The sequence below is a fragment of the Corynebacterium sp. ES2794-CONJ1 genome, assembly GCF_025660615.1.
GTDB lineage: Bacteria > Actinomycetota > Actinomycetes > Mycobacteriales > Mycobacteriaceae > Corynebacterium.
In genome coordinates this window covers 109,270-129,262 of sequence record NZ_JAOTIM010000006.1, presented here as the reverse complement: position 1 = coordinate 129,262, position 19,993 = coordinate 109,270, and the positions used below count along the sequence as shown (strand labels likewise).

At 53.4% G+C, this 19,993-nt stretch carries 15 protein-coding genes; all 15 read left to right on the top strand.

All coding sequences use genetic code 11. The features are described 5' to 3' along the window. Window positions 1–963: hypothetical protein (locus tag N7326_RS08565; RefSeq protein WP_396125080.1), on the top strand; the 963-nt coding region annotated here is incomplete at its 5' end. A 148-nt stretch (window positions 964–1,111) separates the two neighbouring features. Further along, on the top strand, window positions 1,112–3,337 hold the full coding sequence (locus N7326_RS08560; protein WP_259289624.1) for an Ig-like domain-containing protein: 2,226 nt from the start codon (window positions 1,112–1,114) through the stop codon (window positions 3,335–3,337). 209 nt (window positions 3,338–3,546) lie between these two features. Then, on the top strand, window positions 3,547–5,067 hold the full coding sequence (obgE, locus tag N7326_RS08555) for a GTPase ObgE (RefSeq protein ID WP_259158646.1): 1,521 nt from the start codon (window positions 3,547–3,549) through the stop codon (window positions 5,065–5,067). 9 nt (window positions 5,068–5,076) lie between these two features. After that, window positions 5,077–6,204: a glutamate 5-kinase gene (gene proB / locus N7326_RS08550; protein WP_259289623.1), complete on the top strand. Its 1,128-nt coding sequence runs from the start codon at window positions 5,077–5,079 to the stop codon at window positions 6,202–6,204. A gap of 93 nt (window positions 6,205–6,297) precedes the next feature. After that, entirely contained in the window at window positions 6,298–7,572 is a 1,275-nt protein-coding gene (locus tag N7326_RS08545) for a glutamate-5-semialdehyde dehydrogenase (protein ID WP_259079689.1), read from the top strand. 9 nt (window positions 7,573–7,581) lie between these two features. Continuing rightward, window positions 7,582–8,208, top strand: coding sequence for a nicotinate-nucleotide adenylyltransferase (nadD, locus tag N7326_RS08540; RefSeq protein ID WP_259079693.1), 627 nt, complete (start codon window positions 7,582–7,584; stop codon window positions 8,206–8,208). Between the two features lie 85 nt (window positions 8,209–8,293). Next, entirely contained in the window at window positions 8,294–8,761 is a 468-nt protein-coding gene (gene rsfS / locus N7326_RS08535; RefSeq protein WP_259079699.1) for a ribosome silencing factor, read from the top strand. A gap of 55 nt (window positions 8,762–8,816) precedes the next feature. Continuing rightward, complete coding sequence (locus tag N7326_RS08530; protein WP_259079705.1) at window positions 8,817–9,572, top strand: histidine phosphatase family protein; 756 nt, start codon at window positions 8,817–8,819, stop codon at window positions 9,570–9,572. A gap of 93 nt (window positions 9,573–9,665) precedes the next feature. Continuing rightward, the gene (locus tag N7326_RS08525; protein ID WP_259079712.1) at window positions 9,666–10,463 is read left to right on the top strand and encodes a DegV family protein; all 798 of its coding nucleotides are present in this window, start codon (window positions 9,666–9,668) and stop codon (window positions 10,461–10,463) included. Between the two features lie 909 nt (window positions 10,464–11,372). Further along, window positions 11,373–13,193 carry an ABC transporter ATP-binding protein gene (locus N7326_RS08520; protein ID WP_259158652.1) on the top strand — a complete coding sequence of 607 codons (1,821 nt, stop codon included), beginning with the start codon at window positions 11,373–11,375 and terminating at the stop codon, window positions 13,191–13,193. 6 nt (window positions 13,194–13,199) lie between these two features. Beyond that, a complete protein-coding gene (locus tag N7326_RS08515; RefSeq protein ID WP_259289622.1) occupies window positions 13,200–14,951 on the top strand; it encodes an ABC transporter ATP-binding protein in 1,752 nt (583 codons plus the stop codon). A gap of 419 nt (window positions 14,952–15,370) precedes the next feature. After that, window positions 15,371–16,492 carry a hypothetical protein gene (locus N7326_RS08510; RefSeq protein WP_259158654.1) on the top strand — a complete coding sequence of 374 codons (1,122 nt, stop codon included), beginning with the start codon at window positions 15,371–15,373 and terminating at the stop codon, window positions 16,490–16,492. 133 nt (window positions 16,493–16,625) lie between these two features. After that, window positions 16,626–17,381, top strand: a complete 756-nt coding sequence (locus N7326_RS08505) for a ComEA family DNA-binding protein (RefSeq protein ID WP_263088484.1) — start codon at window positions 16,626–16,628, stop codon at window positions 17,379–17,381. Continuing rightward, entirely contained in the window at window positions 17,378–19,045 is a 1,668-nt protein-coding gene (locus N7326_RS08500; RefSeq protein WP_263088483.1) for a ComEC/Rec2 family competence protein, read from the top strand. Before N7326_RS08505 ends, N7326_RS08500 begins: the two co-directional genes overlap by 4 nt. Continuing rightward, complete coding sequence (gene holA / locus N7326_RS08495; protein ID WP_259158657.1) at window positions 19,042–19,983, top strand: DNA polymerase III subunit delta; 942 nt, start codon at window positions 19,042–19,044, stop codon at window positions 19,981–19,983. The genes N7326_RS08500 and holA overlap by 4 nt, the downstream gene beginning before the upstream one ends. The last annotated feature ends 10 nt before the right edge of the window (window positions 19,984–19,993 follow it).

Below are 19,993 nucleotides of genomic sequence, written 5' to 3'. Positions count from 1 at the left end.
GGGTCTCAGGTGGAGTCTGCGGATTCGTCGGTTGTGACTTTTGTGGTGGCGGATAAAGATGGTGCGCCGCTTGCGGATCAAGAGGTTGTTGTGACTGTTGGTTCTGTGGAGTCTGTGGAGACGACGAATGCTGATGGCGTAGTGAGTGTTACCGTGCCGCGTGGTCACGATGATGTTGTGGTGGTAGCTCGGGTCGGTTCGATTGAGTCGGCTCCAGTTGTTGTGAGTGCTGTGCCTGTTGTTCCTGCGAGTGTTGTGGGGTCTCAGGTGGAGTCTGCGGATTCGTCGGTTGTGACTTTTGTGGTGGCGGATAAAGATGGTGCGCCGCTTGCGGATCAAGAGGTTGTTGTGACTGTTGGTTCTGTGGAGTCTGTGGAGACGACGAGTGCTGATGGCGTAGTGAGTGTTACTGTGCCGCGTGGTCACGATGATGTTGTGGTGGTAGCTCGGGTCGGTTCGATTGAGTCGGCTCCCATGGTTGTTGCCGCACTGCCTGCACGTATCCCCGCATCGGTAACAGGAAAACAGGACGCGGCCGCTGATCCGGCGATCGTGACCTTCACCGTCACCGACGCCCAAAATCAACCCCTCGCAAATCAGGCAATTACCATTACTGTTGGTGGGCTCAGCTTCACGGGACACACCAATAATGATGGCATCGTTACCGTTGCAGTGACGAAGACCGAGCAACCTCAGGCAGTTCTTGCCACAATCGGTGATCTGCGTTCGGAGGTCATCACGGTTGCTCCACAGGATGCTGAAGCTCCGAGCAGTTCCGAGCTAGCGCCACCACAAGCATGGGAAATCATTGTGGGGATCATCTCAGGTCTCGCGATTGTGGGACTGATCGCAATGGCTATCAACCATGTGAAACTCATGTTACTTCCTCCAACAACCCCTCCATCGCCGCAAAAAGGCATCGCAAAACCAGCGACGATCTCGCCTCGGCTTGCTAACCACTAACTGCGTGTAGCCGCACAAAATCCCCCATGGTCGTGCGGCTACTTTCTCAGAGTAGTTTTTATCTCCCCTCTTTAAGAAGGGGAGAACAGAATCGATAACAACTTTATTCAATTAGGCCACTCGCGCGATGTGGCTGAGAGGATTTGCAGTGAAGAATTTAATAAAACTGGTGTCTGCAGTTGCAGCGCCAACCCTTGCCCTGAGTGCCTTGTCAGTGCCGCTGGCACCGGCGGCAGGGGCTAAAACCCAAACGGTGGCGGTTCCCTTTAAGTGTGATTTGAATACGGTTGGGTTGCCAGGAATTGCCCAAAGTTCCGCGCACGCGATTTCATCGGGATACTCGTTCTCACTCAGTGTTGAGGCCCCCGAGGCTGTGCTCAAGGGAGACACGTTCTCCTACACAGTCAAACCAGGATTTGTCGGCGCTAAAATGAAATCACAGCAAAGCGGCGCCACCATCTCCATCAGGGCCATGGAACAAGGCAGGCTGGAGATTCTCAAGCCTCAGAATGCCAACGTAGTCAATGTATCACTCAGTGGGGGTGATGCTGGGTTAGAAAAGCATGAAAGCAACCAGAGTATTCGGATCGACAAGGGTGTTCACTCTGACTCGCTGCAAGCTGGGGACCAGCAAGCTCTGAAGAAAGCCGTTCAGCGCGCAGGCTGGCTCGGTTCTGAAAACGGCAACCAAATTGGTTTTAACGTTCCAGAGGTCAGCTACGAAGTGACTGCCACTGAACTCGGGGATATCGACTTTAAATTCCCGCGTCCCGCACAGGATAAGCACCCATACCCTGGGGATGGACCATTTTTTACCTTCCTCATGGAGGCTAATCTCTCCCACCCCTTCCTGGGATCGAATGATTTTGTCGGCCTCATGCGCTGCAATATTGACACTAATAATGCGTTGCCCACAGTAAAGGTGCTCGATCCAGCGGAAGTTGGGAAAAATGTCGAGTCTTTAGAAATCACCCCAACACCGGCGCAGGGCTTTGCAAAAGAAACCTCCGAAGTGGTCTTTTCTGCAAAGGATGCGTCGGGTAATGGCGTGGCCAATGAACTCATAACAACAGTGATCGACGGAGTTGAAGACACAGGGCTGACCGATAATACGGGTCGGTATTCGCGCAGCTTCACCCCGGAAGCTCCCGGAACCGTCACAATCTCCGCCTCCATCGGCACCCGCCACGAGAAAACGATCGAGTACCAGGTAGGTGAGGCCTCTGGATCGGTGCTTTCAGAGATCTCTGGCACCCTTGAGTGCTCAACGACCTACAGCAGTGGCGATGCTAGTGGCCAGAGATATGTTACCCGAGGGCTCGACGGTATTCATGGTAGCGGAGCAGGGGTCAAAATCGAGCGCAACTTTGCGTTTACTGCAAATATTCAGCACCCAGAAGCTGTACGCCTCGGATCCCAGTTTGACTACCAGCTGCTCAATCCGACCCTGAAAGCTCCCGCTGAAACTAGTGGATCCAAGGCTCGTGAGAAGCTCACATCAAGCGCCTGGAATCGCGGGCGGTTCGCCGTGCAACTCCCTCGCAATGCAGAGGTCGGGGACCCAGTGAAAAAGGGAGACCTTCCCGGTGAGATTACTGTGAATAACAACGCAGTGACCATGGCTCTCGAAACAACCGATGACGTAGATACCAGCGATCTCGCGGCCATTTCGAGCAATAGCACGGGTGGGATCACGTCAATGACTGAGGGAGACGATCTCGTGCTTCGATTCCCTTCAGTATCTCTTCCTGTTACCGCTAATCAAGAAGGAAAAATTGCCTTTGCATTCCCCCAGGGGCCTGGTTTTGCCCCTGAAGATACATTGATCAGCTTTGCGGATGTCGGAGCTTTTCTCGCACCTGGCTTCTTTTTCGATTCCACGTATCCGGTAGCTGGTGTTGTCCGGTGCCATCCGACCACGTCCATGGAGCTGCCATCAGTATCCGTGCTCCCAGCCCTCGAGAGCTTAGATATCTCTGGGCCAGCACGTATAGAGGTCGGTTCCACAGCGGAGTTCGCCGTCACCGTTCGCGACTCTCAAGGGCCAGCGGTGGGCGAGCGCGTAGAAATCAACTATGGCGACACGACCATTGCGGGTCGTACCGACGACCAAGGCATCTATCGTTTCACCGTGGACACCGCCGAAATCGGCACCCTAACTGTGACAGCGACAGCAACGATGTTAACAAAGGCCACCACTCTGGAAGTTATCAGTGACCAACCAAATGAGGATCCTGAAGATTCAGAGCCCTCGAGCAGTACACCTACAGTAACGAAAGATAGCTGGATTTGGGTGTTAATTTCGATGTTCTCTACAATCCTCGCGGGATCCCTCGGGCTGCTCATTTTTAGTCACCTCCTCCCATTTGCCTAACAGACAAGATGGCCAAGCGCCGCCCTCATGTGCTCACAGTTCTATGAGAGCTTGACTATAGGGAAATAGCGGTGGGTAAGGAAGAGAACCTCCCTCTTCCTTACCCACTTTTTTCTTAGGGCTAAAGCGGTGAGATTTGCTAGAATCGAGGAGATCGAGGGCGCCGTTGAATACGCCCTCTCGCTTTTTTAAGGAAGGGTACGGCACTGATGGCTCGTTTCGTCGATCGGGTGGTTCTCCATCTCGCGGCTGGTGATGGGGGCAATGGCTGCGCCTCCATTCATCGGGAAAAATTCAAGCCTCTCGGGGGACCCGATGGCGGAAATGGTGGCCACGGTGGCGATATCATTTTGGAAGTCACTGCTCAGGTACACACTCTCCTAGATCTCCACTATCGTCCCCATATTAAAGCCCAACGTGGCGCTAACGGAGCCGGTGATCACCGCAATGGTGCCCGTGGAGAGGATCTTATTCTGGGAGTACCGGCGGGTACCGTTGTGCTCAATGATAAAGGTGAGACCCTTGCTGATCTGACTGCGGTGGGAATGCAATTCATCGCAGCCAAAGGTGGGGTCGGTGGCTTAGGTAATGCCGCGCTTGCCTCCCATGCACGCAAGGCCCCAGGGTTTGCCCTCAAGGGAGAGCCGGGCGAACAGCACGACGTCATACTAGAGCTAAAATCCATGGCGGATGTTGGTTTAGTTGGCTTTCCGTCGGCAGGTAAATCCTCGCTCATTTCCGTGATTTCTGCCGCCAAACCGAAGATTGGCGATTATCCTTTTACAACACTAGCTCCCAACCTCGGTGTTGTTGAGGTAGGCGATGAAACCATTACCATCGCAGACGTTCCAGGGCTGATTCCCGGCGCGTCGGCTGGCAAGGGCCTCGGCCTGGACTTCCTCCGACATATTGAGCGCACAGCAGTCCTCGCTCACGTTGTTGATACGGCAACTCTTGAGGCCGGTCGCGATCCCGCATCCGATATCGAGGCACTTGAAGCTGAATTAGCCGCCTACCAGTCGGCGCTTGATGAGGATATATCGCTGGGTGATCTTCGCGATCGCCCGCGTATCATTATCTTGAATAAGGCTGATATCCCCGAGGCCGAAGAGCTCGCTGAATTTGTTCGCGAAGACCTCGAGAAGCAGTTCGGGTGGCCCGTTTTTATTATCTCAGCCGTTGCCCGCAAGGGACTCGAGCCTCTTAAGTTCAAACTTCTCGAGATCGTCCAGCAGGCGCGCCGAGAGCGTCCGCGAGACGTTGAGCAACGAGTAGTTGTTCGTCCCCAGCCGCTCGAATCAAAGGGTCGAGGCCGCGGTAAAGTGAAGGAATTCCACGTTCACGAGGACCCCGACATCGAGGGCGGTTTTATTGTGACCGGTGAAAAACCTGAGCGTTGGATTGTTCAGACTGACTTTGAAAACGATGAAGCTGTGGGCTACCTTGCGGATCGACTGAACCGTATGGGCGTGGAAGATGCTCTCTATGAGGCTGGGGCTAAAGCCGGAGCCACAGTGTCTATCGGTCCCGTCTCCTTCGAGTGGGAACCCATGACCGCAGCCGGTGTGGACCCAACTCTTACCGGGCGCGGAACGGATATTCGGCTCGATCGTAATGAGCGTAAATCGGCAGCTGAACGTAAACGCGCCTCCCAGGTGCGTCGTGGTTTGATTGATGAATTCGACTACGGCGACGGTCAAGAAGCTGATCGTGACCGGTGGCAGGGGTAGCGCGTGGAGATGGCTGATACATCCGAAGCGATTCGCAAGCGCATCGCCCGAGCTAAACGCATTGTGGTAAAGATCGGTTCCTCATCACTCACAGGGCCCCACCACCGAGTTGATCCCTTGCGCATTGATGCCCTGGTAAACGCCATGCAGCAGCGCTTTGCACGGGGTACCGAAATTATTGTTGTTTCCTCTGGTGCAGTTGCCGCGGGTATGGGACCGCTGGGATTAGATACCCGACCCACAGATTTAGCCACCAAACAGGCAGTCGCTGCAGTCGGCCAAGTCCACCTCATGCATACCTGGGGCGCGTCATTTGCTCGCTTTGGGCAGACAATCGGGCAGGTCTTACTCACCGCTTCTGATGCGGGAAGCCGTGATCGCGCTCGTAATGCCCAGCAGACCATGGAGAAGCTATTGCGACTTGGAGTCGTTCCCATTGTCAATGAGAACGATACGGTGGCCACCACAGAAATGCGCTTCGGCGATAACGACCGACTCGCCGCCCTCGTTGCGCACCTTAGTCTTGCCGACGCCCTCTTCCTCCTCTCGGATGTTGATGGCCTCTATGATAAGAATCCAAGCGAAAACGGAGCCCGCTTTATTGACGCGGTGCGTGATGAACGCGACCTGAATGGTGTGATCGCAGGTGCTGGCGGTGCCGTGGGTACTGGTGGCATGGCTTCTAAGGTACAGGCGAGTCGTATAGCCACCAGAGGTGGGGTCCCGGTGCTTCTCACTTCGGCAGCTTATATCGGTGATGCGCTCGATGACGCGGGTGTGGGAACCGTTTTCCATCCGCAGACGCATACTCTCTCGGCTTGGAAATCGTGGGCGCTCTACGCGGCTGATTCGGGTGGAACAATCCACATTGATGCGGGGGCAGTTGCAGCATTGTCAACGGGTAAAAGCTCCCTGCTGCCTGTAGGTATTACCCAGGTGGAAGGTATTTTTCACGCCGGTGAGATTGTTGATATCTTAGGCCCCCAGGGACAGCTCGTAGGGCGCGGCGAGGTGGCCTATGAATCGAGCGTCATTGAGTCGATTATGGGATTGCAAACCTGTCAGCTGGAAGAACGACGGCCGGTGATCCACGCCAATCACCTCTCGCTCGACGGCGCTATGATGGCCCAAGAGTAGTCGGCTGGAATATATCATCCTCAGCGCCTATCGATTCGCTAGGGGCTTTGAGGATCAACCGTTCTCGGCGGAGATCTACTACCATCGGTATTTATGAATTCCGATCACCCCGAAACCGAGCAGGTTGTTGCTCGTGCACGAGTCGCCCGGTCTTTGGCCCCTACCGTTGCTCGCCTCTCGACGGCGCGCAAGAATCACCTCCTTAACCAAGCAGCTCAGGCACTCGAGGATCATGCCGAGGATATTCTGCAAGCTAATGCTCGCGATATCACCGCCGGTCGCGAGCGTGGGATGTCTGATAACTTAATTGATCGACTCGCTCTTGATAGAAACCGCATAAAAGGCATGGCCGAGGGGCTGCGCCAAGTGGCCCGACTAAGAGACCCCGTCGGGGATATCGTTGCGGGTCGCGTGATGGAGAATGGAATGAAAATGCGCCAAGTGCGAGTCCCACTTGGCGTTATGGGAATGGTATACGAGGCGCGTCCAAATGTGACCGTTGACGCCTTTGGATTGGCGCTCAAATCTGGCAATGTGGCGCTGTTGCGCGGTTCGCGCTCCGCGGCATTCTCCAATCAGGCACTCGTGAACATTCTGCAGGATGCCGCCCGCGAACAGGGCCTACCGGCAGAGATCGTGCAGTTACTACCTTGTGATACCCATGACAGTGTCACAGCGCTTGTTACCGCTCGAGGCCTCGTGGACGTTGTTATTCCCCGCGGGGGTGCAGGGCTGATTAACGCCGTTGTCCACCAAGCTACAGTTCCTACCATCGAGACAGGAACCGGCAACTGTCATTTGTATATAGATTCCGAGTGTGATCTCGATCAGGCAATCGCGATTTTGATCAATGGAAAGACCCGCCGCACGAGTGTGTGTAATGCCACCGAAACAGTCCTTATCGATAAAGCCCTTAACGCCACCTCCACTCACCGCATTCTTTCAGCCCTTATTGAGGCGGGGGTAACGGTACACGGTGATACTGAGGAATTTCTTCCTCTTGGACTGAGCGAGATCATTCCGGCGACCCAGCAGGATTGGGAAGAGGAATACCTGTCGATGGATATCGCAGCGAAAATGGTTGCTGGTGTCAATGGTGCCATTGCCCATATACGGCAGTATTCCACTGGACATACCGAGGCAATCGCTACCACCAATATCATCACAGCTCAGCGCTTTGTTGACGAGGTTGATTCGGCCGCGGTTATGGTTAATGCTTCGACCGCTTTTACCGACGGCGAACAATACGGGATGGGTGCAGAAATCGGCATTTCCACTCAAAAACTGCACGCCAGAGGTCCCATGGCCTTGCCGGAACTGACCAGCACCAAATGGATCCTTGAGGGCAACGGACATATTAGGCCGTAGTGGAAGATCATGAAGAGCTACCAACACCAGCCTGAGAAAATCGGCATTATGGGGGGAACTTTTGACCCCATCCACCACGGACATTTAGTGGCAGCGAGTGAAGTTGCGGCGCGCTTTCATCTCGATCGCGTCATCTTTGTTCCGACCGGATGCCCGTGGCAAAAAACAGATCGAGTGGTTTCACCAGGCGAAGATCGCTATCTGATGACGGTGATCGCTACAGCTTCGAATCCTCGATTCGAGGTGAGTCGGGTTGATATTGACCGATCCGGACCGACCTACACCATCGACACCCTCAAGGATTTGCGCTCTCTCTATCCTAACGCTGAATTCTATTTCATTACGGGAGCCGATGCGCTGGCTAAGATCCTCAGTTGGCGGGAATGGGAAATGATCTTCCATCTCGCCACTTTCGTAGGCGTAACCCGACCTGGCTATCTGCTCGACGATGATATCCTCCCTCCGCGTTACCGCAAAAGAGTGGAGTTGGTGGAAATTCCTGCAATGGCTATCTCATCAACGGATTGTCGACAACGAACGCAAACCTCCAAACCCCTGTGGTACCTCGTACCCGATGGGGTGGTGCAATATATCCACAAGCATGGCCTCTACCGTGCTACCTCAGAACTCAAATGATCGAGGAATTTTTCTCTTCATCGGCTGATTCATGACAGAATACTTGTGAAGCTCTACACCACTGAAAAGGAACAAAAGGATTATAGTGACCGCGACCCACGATACTACCGCACTCGCAGCTACCGCTGCGGTGGCCGCTAACGAAAAACTTGCAACAAATATCGCCGTCATCGACGTCAGCGATGTCATGGCAATTACCGAGATTTTTCTTCTTGCTTCTGCAGATAACGAACGCCAAGTGCGCGCGATCGTCGAGGAGATCGAAGATGTCCTTTCCAACCAGGGCCACGAACCCAAGCGGCGTGAAGGAAATCGGGAGAATCGCTGGGTTTTGCTCGACTACGGTTCCTTTGTTATTCACGTCCAACGCAATACCGAACGTGATTTCTATGGACTCGATAGGCTCTATCGTGATTGCCCACTTATCGAGGTTGATGGGATTGATACGATGGAGCGTCCAACAGAATGGAATGATGACATCGACCTTCGGTCCGTGCAGTCCCTCGATGAGATTCCTTTGGTTGAAAACGACCCCGACGAGGAAGAATTGTAAACTCGAGCTGTAGAACCTAACCCCTGGTTGACTCTCTATATCGCGAGAATTTTATATGACACGTCGATTAATTCTGCTCCGGCACGGTGAAACATCGTATAACGCTTCTGGTCGCATGCAAGGCCACTTGGATACTGAGCTCTCGACTCGGGGCCGAGCGCAAGCTGCTCAGGTCGCCGCATTCTTGGAAACTGTCAAAATTTCTCGAATTATTTCCTCTGACCTTACTCGGGCGAGTGAAACCGCTCGGGCAGTCGGGGAGCGCCTCGGTGTTGAGGTCACCATAGATAATCGTTTGCGTGAGACCAATCTGGGTCAGTGGCAGGCCCGTTCTCATGCCGAGGTGGATCGGCAGTTCCCCGGATTACGTGCCTATTGGCGTCACGATCCAACCTGGGCTCCCCCTGGTGGTGAGTCACGGCTTGAGGTTGCACGTAGAGCACGACCGGTTGTTGATGAATTAATGCGCGAATTTGCTCTTTGGGATCAAGGCACCGTTTTATTGGTGGCTCACGGAGGTACCATTTCTGCTCTCACCTCACATCTTTTAGAGCTTGAAAGTCATCAGTACCCACTATTTTCAGGTCTAGGTAATACCTGTTGGGCTCAATTAACGGCTCGTCCTCGTTATAGCTCAGAAATTTCGGAGGATGATGCCGAGGATATTCGGCCAGAAGATCTCATCTTCACCCCAGATAACTGCCAGAATGCTCGATGGTACCTCGACGGGTGGAATATGGGAGTCTCTCTCGGGTATGAATCGATGGGAGCCGCCGGAAACGGAGAAGCTGGCCTTCTGGGAGGAGTTTAACCACCTCGGTAGCGCCCTATTGCTAGGCTCATAGGGGTTCCCACATTATTGGGTGCAACCGCTGGGTATAAATTTTGTGGAGAAAGGGAATCTATGCCAGTTCGTATCGTGACCGATTCTTCTGCGGGACTCCCACATCATGTTGTTGATGAACTCGATATCACTGTCATTGACCTCCATATTGTCAATAGCGACCACGACCAATCCACGTCGGGCCTTAGTGCTTTGGAGCTAACAGCTCAGTATGCGCGCCAACTTGAGCGCGGAGGCGATGAGGGGGTTCTTGCCCTGCACCTATCGAAAGAACTCTCCTCAACATGGTCAGCTGCAGTAACCGCAGCTTCTATTTTTAACCAGAATGTTGCCGTGGTAGACACTCAAAGTATTGGCATGTCGGTCGGGGCGGCTGCGATGGCGGCGGCGCGGATCGCACAAGATGGCGCGCCCCTTCCCGAATGTATCGAATTGGCGGAAGATACTCTAGCACGTTCAGCTACCTGGTTATTTCTGCCGCGCATCGAGCAGATGTGGAAATCCGGGCGCATTAGTGCCGCTACCGCAATGCTATCAACCACCTTGGCAATCAAACCCATTCTGCAGGTACGTTCGGGTCGGATTGAGTTAGCAGCGAAGACTCGAACCCAAGCTAAAGCTTTGACAAAGCTTACCGAGCTGATAGTCCAACGCGCAGCGAATTTACCAGTCTTTATAGCTATACAGCAGCATGAGGCCAAGGATGCGGCGCGCTTGTTGGAAAAGCAACTAAGGGACAATCTCCCCAAGGGTTCGGCCATCATGATCACTGATATGGATCCAATACTAGCCGTCCATTGCGGGGTCGGTGCCGTGGGAGTATCCACGGTTTTCTCTCAAGCGCCAGACGATAACTAGTCAGTTTTGGAAGGTTTTTAAACTGCTGTGCTAGGTTCTACCAGGTTCTACCAGGTTCTACCAGGCTCTACCGGTCACTATCAGGCTCTATCAGGCGCAACCGTGGCAAGGGAAGGTCTCATTGCTATTACAACACAATCGATATGAAGGCAGACCTGCTGCGATCTAAGTATGGGTTCAATCGCTCGCCAGCGGTTCCTAGAGGAAAAAGTGCGAGCTCACCTCTAGCTTCGAAGACACGTGTGGGCACAATGAGAGTGGCCCTAGAGAAGGTGTAGGCAGCTCACCTATGCTGAACGAGGCTGAGCGCTGACTGCGGCGCGCTTTTGTCATCTGTATATGCGTGGTAGCGAGGTGGCGCTGCGCAGGTAGTAGCCATATTTCGCCGTCTTTTGGTCCCTCCCATCATGATTCGAACCTTCGGCGGGGGCGGATGTCGCCCGGTGCCATACCAGCTGCCCCGCCCAAGTGTTTCCTACCTGGAAGTCCGACGTTATAGTGCCAGAGGAATTCCTGAACGCCGCTATACCCTTCCTCGGGCCTCGAGTACGCTGACAGGGATCCCAGCCCACCAGCCTTGGGTGACTCGATACCCGAACTGCCTAGATAGGAAGATAACCATTCTCTAAGGTATAGAAGGAAATCTTCATCTTATGGGAGCTGGTTGAGATAACTCGCAACGTATGACCGAATTTAAGGTGCCCGCCTCAGTCTCTTCCACACCTGAGACGGGGGAGCGAAGAGAGTGGTGTACCACTAATCCTTGCTTTATGGGGGAGTAGCGAGTTTACTGAAACTTACTCACAAGCTCAATTAGGTAAGCCTAAGAAAGCCAGGTAGTGGACATTGTCGTCAACCTCTTTCTAGATATTGCTACCCCCTTAGACTCCTCGCCGGAAGGGAATAATTATGGCGTCGACATCCACCATCAGCGCACCAGAGCGTGAAAAACTAAAGCGAGAGCGAGAAGAAGGAAAATCAGCCCTGAAAGAATTACTTCGGCCCATAGCTCTACGTCTAGGAATCGGTCGATTCTTAGCAATTATTGCGGGCTTCCTGGCCATCGGCCCCTATATCGCATTGATCCAGGTGGGCGATACCCTCTACAGCGCCTATAGTCAGGATCTGCCGGTTGACGAGCAATCTGTATGGGCGAGTGTGTATCTCCTCGTGGGAATGTTCTGCGGACGATTATTTATTAACGCCATAGCCTTGGCCATTACCCACTTCGCCGATATTAGATTAGCCGCGATTATTCGTCAGCGTATTCTTGATCGAATCTCCAGCGCTCCTTTGGGATGGTTTTCAAAAACTAATGCCGGCAAAGTTCGCAAAGCATTGCAGGAAGATATCGGGCAGATCCACGCCTTGGTAGCACACCAACCGGTAGACGTCACCCAAGCCATTATTACTCCTGTCGCCCTTTTAATGCTGGCCTTTTTAATCGATTGGAGGCTAGGGCTGCTCACGGTTGCGAGCTTTCCTTTTTATATCGCAGCTAATATTTGGATGCTCAGCGGCATGGGCGAAAAAACCGTTGAGATGGACGCTCACCTAGGTCGCGTATCTGCCACTATGGTGGAATTCTTTACGGGAATCTCGGTGGTTAAGGCCTTTGGGGCGGTGGGACAATCCCATAAACGCTATCAAGATGCTGCCGATGATTTCTCTACGTTTTATCTAGCGTGGGTTACGCCTATGCTCAAAGGTTCTGCCATGGCGGCCGCCTCGATATCTATCCCCATTCTGATGGCAATCAATCTGGGTGGTGGCATCCTCATGATTCGAGCAGGCTGGGTGACTCCACCAGATGTACTGGCGACCACCCTCATCGCTCTGATGATTCCCAGTGCCATCACCGTATTGAGCAATATGATGTGGGCCTATCAATTAGCAGGCGCTGCTGCCCGTCGTCTGCTGATAACTCTCGACACTCCTATTCTTTCGGTCCCCAATACTAAGCTACAACCACGAGGAAACGAGATCCGCTTTGAAGACGTATCCTTCTCCTACGGTGAGCATATAGCGGCCAATCACGTGACCATGACTCTTCGCGAGGACACGGTAACGGCACTCATCGGTGCCAGTGGTTCTGGTAAGACTACTCTAGCCACCTTGGTTGCTCGATTTAATGATCCTGACTCAGGGAGGATCACCATCGGCGGTGTCGACGTGCGCGAACTATCCACACGGATGCTCTATGACACGGTCTCCTTCGTGCTACAAGATCCGCAACTCTTGAGAATCTCCGTGCGCGATAATATCGCCCTCGGCAGGCTCGAGGCCACAATGGAGGAAATCCGCGATGCAGCACACAAGGCGCATATTCTTGACACCATTGAGGCTCTCCCGAAGGGTTTTGACACTATCGTCGGAACGGACACTCATTTCTCCGGGGGCCAGGCTCAACGAATTGCCATCGCGCGAGCACTTTTAGTGGATGCCCCGATCCTCATCCTGGATGAGGCCACGGCATTTGCTGACCCCGAATCGGAAGCAGATATTCAGCAAGCGCTGACCACCTTAGTTAAGGGTAAAACGGTGCTAGTTATTGCGCATCGTCTGGAATCAATTGTGGGTGCTGATCAGATCATAGTCCTAGAACACGGCCATGTCGCAGCAGCGGGAAGTGCAAAGGACCTCCAAGGTCATCCGCTGTATCAGCAGTTACTGACCACATCTCAATCCGCCCACCTCAGGTCGCTGGAATCTCAGCGGAAAGGACATTAAGACGTTATGAAACCTCTCATTTTCTCTTTCTTTTCGCTGAGTAGCGTTTTTCTCACTGATCCTCGGTGTCTCTACCGCGCGATCATATCTAGCATTGCGATGGGAGTCCTCGAAGGGTTGTCGCTATTTCTTATTATTCCTGCTATTTACGCTTTATCAACAGATACTCCCGCCTGGGGGCTTAGTGCCTATGGCTGGCTAGTAGTATTCATACTCTCAGCGATCATAGCGGCTGTCTTGGGATATATCGATACCCGTCTTAGCTACGCAGCGGCCCTCGATATTGTTCAGAATATCCACCGGTCAATTGGTCATCAGGTAGCACGACTGCCGCTCGGATGGTTTCAGCAGCCAATAGCAGGTCGGCTGTCCCGCCTGGTCTCGGGCGAGCTCATGCTTACCTCTGAGATCTTCGCTCACCTCATGGGTCCTATTGCTGGGAAAATGGCAGCCATTGTTGTCATCTTGGTGTGCATGCTGGCATGGAATATCACCCTCGGAATCTTGCTAGCTGTCTCTATGTTGATATTTCTCGTCTTCGTCTATCTCTCCTCGGCAATTGGTCACTACGCTCACGCTCAGGCTGAACCTTTAGAAAAAGAGATCAGTGACCGCGTCGTAGAATTTACCCACTGCCAGCCGGCCCTACGCGCATGCGGTAGGAGTCAAGATTTCGCCCCCTTAACGGCGGCAACTACTCAGTGGCGGCAACGGAAGTCCCGCTTGCTGTGGTGGGAGTTTCTCGCTAATGCCTTAACTGGAAGTTTGACTCAAGTTGTGGTGGTGGCCCTTATGACGCTCATTGCACAACTCAGTTTGGACGGTTCCCTTAGCCCTATAGAAACCATTGCTTTTATGGGGGTAACACTGCGCTTTTCCCAGTTGTTGCTGATCCTTGCGGAAAGTTCTTTCGGTCTGGAATCCAGGCGTAGTAGCGCCGAAGCATTCTACGAGGTGCTCACCGCTGAAGCGCTGCCAGAACCTCGTGAGGATGCAGCGCAACCTACGCCGGGCAGTGTGGAATTTGAGCACGTGACCTTCTCCTATCTAGAAAATACTCCCGTGATCAAGAATGTTAGTTTCCTAGTTCCACCTCGGTCGATGGTAGCCCTAGTGGGGCCTTCCGGAAGTGGCAAAACGACAGTGGCACGGCTGATATCGAGGTTCTATGAAGTAGATTCCGGAGCGGTCAAAGTTGGCGGTGCGAATGTCAAGGAGTTAAAGACACGCACCCTAATGTCGCAGCTATCGATGGTCTTTCAAGAAGTCTATCTTTTTGATGACACTCTGATCGCCAATATCAGGATCGGCCGGCCCACCGCTACCGATGATGAGGTCAAAGAGGCTGCCGCATTAGCCGGTGTGACCGAAATTGTGCGACGCCTTCCCAACGGATGGGAGAGCCCGGTCGGCGAGGGAGGTAAGTCTTTAAGTGGGGGCGAAAGGCAGCGCGTGGCCATAGCTCGCGCGCTGCTAAAAAATGCGCCCATCGTGCTTTTCGACGAAGCTACCAGCGCCCTCGATCCCGAAAATGAGGCAAATATCGTGGCGGCATTTGCCACATTGCGCGAAACCTCCACTGTCGTAGTTATCGCGCATAAATTAGACACCATTATGGGTGCGGATCAGATTGTGACGCTCAACGCTCAAGGCGAGATCGAGGATATCGGAACCCATGAGCAGTTATACGCTCGCACTGGGACCTACCGTGATTTCTGGGATAGCCGAGCGAAAGCCAAAGGGTGGCACCTAGCGTAGATACGCTTCTCCGTAAAAATATCGCTGTGCGCCCGCAAATTACTCACAGCTGACCGCGCACTTTTTCTAAACAGAGCGTTTTAGGCATAGCCCTCCAGACGCTCTGACAGACGTTCTTGCAACAGAGTTCCAGCACAGGTGGGTGAGGAGTCCCATCCAGAAACCAGCAGTGATCGGGAGAGCTCTTCGTTTAGGCACTGGGATGGTAGCTTCGATCCGGTTCGATACTGTGGGGGATCAGAGGTAGCAACGCGGCTAATTGGGTATAGGGACGGAAGTTATTCTTCAGCGGGGATCGACCCTCATCAATCTAATCCGATGGGGATTACCCCCATTACGGGCTTATCGAGGAGAAAAGTTCCAATTATGAATTAAATTAGGGATCGCGAATACATCCATTTTCTCTACCAAAGGTTGTTATGTCTCTTCCCTCCCGTCGATCCTTCTACCCAAGCCTCGTTGTGCTTGTCGGCCTCGTACTAAGCTCATGTTCTACACCATCTGATACCCCTCAAACCCAGGCGGTAGCTGACCTTGAAACTACCTCCAGCCCGCAACCAGCGTGCGAGAATCCACAGCTAGATCTTCTCGAAACTGAATTTGGGCTGTGGGGATCACCACAGAAAATAAATACCGAGACCGCAGGGAAAGACAATAACTATTGGTTGGAGACAGACGTTATTGATAACCACTTCGATCCATGCGCAGATTACTCTTATATCGTTATAGAAGGTCGACCACCTGAGTTTGTTGGTTCGCAACTTCCTCCCAAAAAGGCGGTGCTCTTCTTTGCTGGTGAGCACTTCATCCCCGGACAAGATATGCCTTTTATCAATGAGGTAAAAGATATCTCCCTTGATGGTGCTACCGCCACGGTTGATTACCAGAGCAAGATTATGTACAACGGTGAAACCTTTGATTATACAATAAACTACACGCTGAGCCCACAGGACGTGGTGGAAAAAGGCAGGCACGAGCCTACTGGCAATACCTCGAATATGATGCGCACTGATTTCCATCGCTCACCGCCACCCGGGGATAGCTTCAGCTATACCCGTCTCGGCAATATCTCCCACAAGCTCTATGATTACGAGGAAGATTGGGCTGGTTACTACGTCAATATACCTATCGGCGAGATCACCATGCGGTGCACACTTTTGAGCTCTTTCGATTATAACTTCACCGATCAGGTTGACTGCCTAGCCCCAGAACCCATCTTCCCACCAGTCGATACCCGCCGTGTGCCCGCCCCGCTAATATCTCCCGGCGAGAAAGGGTACTACTCGGTGAGTATGTCATTCTCGTACCCCACCGGTATCTATACCGACTACTTAAATCTCGGCAATGCTGACTCTTTTACTGATATGAAGGATGAAGCGATTACGAAGGTTGGCAATCTATTCTTCGATACTCGTGGAGATTCAGTGCGGATCACGGACTACCATATGGAATACGAAATAGGCCCTAATCTGGTCAGGGAAAATCCGGCAGACGAGGTCGATATGTCGCGGTGGCCTACTCGTTTAGATCACTGGCAATAAACGGCGCCCTAAATTTTATTGAATCCTATTCGCACGCAGCAGAGAGCAGAGAGCAGAGAATTTATCCACACAATCCTTCAAGCCCCAATGAGTTAAGTCGCGGTCCAGGCTGATCTACTCTTTGCTTGAAGGTATGGAGGATACTACTAGGTCTGAAGGCAGGTTCGCCGCCGTTGTGGATACGATTCGGCGGCGCGATCGACCGACGGGCTCTATATCTTCACGCCGCATCAAAGAGCTCTACCGGTCTCACCCTGCGCAGGAAGAGCTGGCCTTTGATAATCCTCTCGACTGCACCCCACGACTGACAGTGAGCCCTCTAGTTGCGCTGGTGGTGGTGAGCGTGGGGCTAATTGGGGTCATTGCGGTGTGGCTGGGAGCTTTCGCCTACGAATCTCCAGCTCCGCAACCTGTACTCCGTGTGACTGGTGCGATCCCCACCCCTTTACCAGTGGCGCCACCGAGAACGGAGATTGTGGTGGCTGTCGTCGGCGCCGTGGAGCACCCTGGGTTGTATCGCTTTAGTGATCCTGATGCGCGTATAGCGGATGCCCTTAAGCGCGCAGGCTTTGAGAATGCCATTTCTCTGGCAGGTATTAATCTAGCCCAGCGACTCACCGATGGTATGCAGATTACCGTGGAGTCCGACACAGATGCCTCGATCGCTGATGCTCCCGCGGTATCAGGCGGCACTCCGAAGCGGGTAGCTCTCAACTCGGCGGGGCGCGAAGAATTAGAGTCTCTTCCCGGTATCGGGACCAAAACAGCAGAGGCCATCATTGCGTACCGCGAGCGCGTCGGAGCTTTCAGTACTATCGAACAACTTCAGGATGTCAAGGGCATTGGCCCGAGTAAATTTGCGGCTCTCAAAGATCAACTCGTTTTATGAAAAACCAGAGCCAGGTACGCCTTCTCCCCAGCGCCGCGACTATCTGGGCGGCTATGTTTGCAGTATTCGAGGCCCGCTATCACGATCACAGTTATCTTCTCATTATCGTTGTCGGTTTTTTTATCCTATTCATCTTAGGGATCGTTCTTAGCCGTATTGATCGTGGCCAAGCAATCCTTACCAGCGGCAGCGGAAGTATAGCGCTTTTTATAGCAACGCTACGTCTCAAACAAGCAGAGAGCTTTTCTTTTTCCTCTCCCACCCTCATGCGTGCCCTCGATTCAGCCCGCGTCGGTGGCAGTGGCGCCGTGCAGCATTTTTCCCCTCCCGGCTACCCCGGATCGATCACGGTATTCTCCCCGCGGCCCTTGAATATTATTCCTGGTGAACTGGCAATGGTGAAGGGCTATCCTGACTATGGGAGGGGCCTGGGGTTAGATGCACTGATTTTCCACGCGTTGGAAGCAGTACGAGCGTCCCCGGTGCATCCCGTGCTGTCTTTTCGCCATGAGCTGCGACTAATCTTCCGTCATCACGCAGAGGAGATTATTGACGGTGACGCCGGTGCACTAGTTCCAGCCATGGTCTTCGGTGATATTTCGGGTCAGAGTCCCCAGTTGCGGCAGGATTTTATCCTCAGCGGTTTAGCCCATCTCAGTGCTGTCAGTGGAGCCAATATCACCATGATTCTCACAGCAGTAGTCGTGCTTTTTGCGCGCTGTTCACCGCGCATGCGCGCGTTTGGAGCGCTGCTGGTGATGGCGGCATATATTTTCGTCGTAGGTATGGAGGCCTCGGTATTACGCGCTGGGTTCATGGGAGCCGTTGGCATGATTGCGCTAGTGACCGCCGCTGTGCGCGCCCCCATGAACGCCTTAGCTATCAGTAGTGGAATACTCTTGCTTTACCACCCAGGTTTTGCCACTCACTGGGGATTTGCCCTCTCGGTGGGGGCCACGTCTGGAATTATAGTGATCAATCCGTGGATCTACTGGCATCTGCGTCATATGCCAGGGCCTGCGATAATATGGAAATCTCTCAGCGTAGCGCTGGCCGCGCAGCTGAGCACCATGCCACTTGTGGCAGGCATGGCGGGCCATATCTCGGTGGTGAGCATCTTCGCCAACCTTATCTGCGCTCCCGCGGTTCCGGTGGTCACGATTTTTGGCCTCATCGCCGCCGGTTGCGTGGGGCTCGGAGAGCTAGTAAGCCCGCTTGCACATATCGGAGATTTCATCCTGTGGGTGCTCGCCCCCGTAGCCCGCTGGATTATCTCTACCGCACATATAGCCGCTCATCTCAACGGAGCCGTGATCACCGTAGCCTCACCAGTGAAGTGGGCAATTGTCATTGCCTTGTGGGCACTCTATGCGATCTCGAAGAGCCGCACGTGGTGGGTGCTAGCCTTAGCTGCGCTGGTACTTGGAGTACTGTCACTGCCCCAGCATGAACTACCAGAGCCAGATCTGAGCACTATACGAACCTACGAAGTGAATTCGCTGCAAGAACTAACAGACCAACATACTATCCCAGCAGGTACAGAAGCTATTATCGTGCGCTCTCATAAGGACGTGTCAGCAGATTATCCAACAGTGACCCAAACCGGGATCCCGGTGTACTTTCGCGCACCTGACGGTTACTCACAGCTAGAATCGAGCCCATGAAACCTGTCCACCTCATTCTTGGCGACGAAGACTTTCTCATCGAGCGCACCATCAAAGAGATCAGTGCCGCTATCAAGTCGCACGCTCCTACGGGCACGACTATTGATATCACCCATATCCGCGCCGGGGATATCACCAAGGCGGAGCTTTTAGACTTACTAAGTCCATCACTATTTGGCGAGGATCGCATCGTCGTGATCGACCGAATGGATGAGGCAGGTAAGGAACCCGCTCAACTCATCGTCGAGCTTGCGCGAGATCCCGGACCCGGTATTTATGTCATCATTAGCCATTCGGGTGGAGGTCGGCAAAAAGCACTGGTGACGCCCCTGAAAAAGCTTGCCGAGGTCCATGAGATAGAAGCGCCCAAGCAGCACCAGCGGACCCAATGGTTGAACCAGGAATTTCGACGCCTCGGGGTCCAGGTCACCCCCGATGTGCTCCAGGTTCTCCTTGAAGGCGTGGGTTCAGATCTACGTGCCCTCTCCAGTGCCGTAGATCAGCTAGTGGCAGATACTGATGGCGAGGTTACGGCTGGAAAGGTACGTCAGTACTATGAGGGTGTTGCTGAGGTTAGCGGTTTCGATGTTGCCGATCTCGCTTGCCAGGGAGATACCTTCAAGGCCCTGGCTAGTATGCGACGAGCCTTACAGCTGGGGGTGGAACCAGCTGCACTTGCCACCGCTTTGAGCATGAAAGTATCGGGAATTGCGCGCCTATACTCCTCCCAACCGCACCCTTCCTTAGCCGGTCAACTAGGGATGCACCCCTATGTCCTGGAAAAGACTGCGCAACTAGCGCGGCGATGGCGGGGAGACAATATCAGCCAAGCAGTGATCATTGCAGCCGAATTGGATGCGGAAGTTAAAGGTCAGGGGGGAGATCCAGCCTTCGCCCTCGAGCAGGCGGTGCGTCAAATTTCGCAGCTGGCTGGCTAGATTCCTAAGA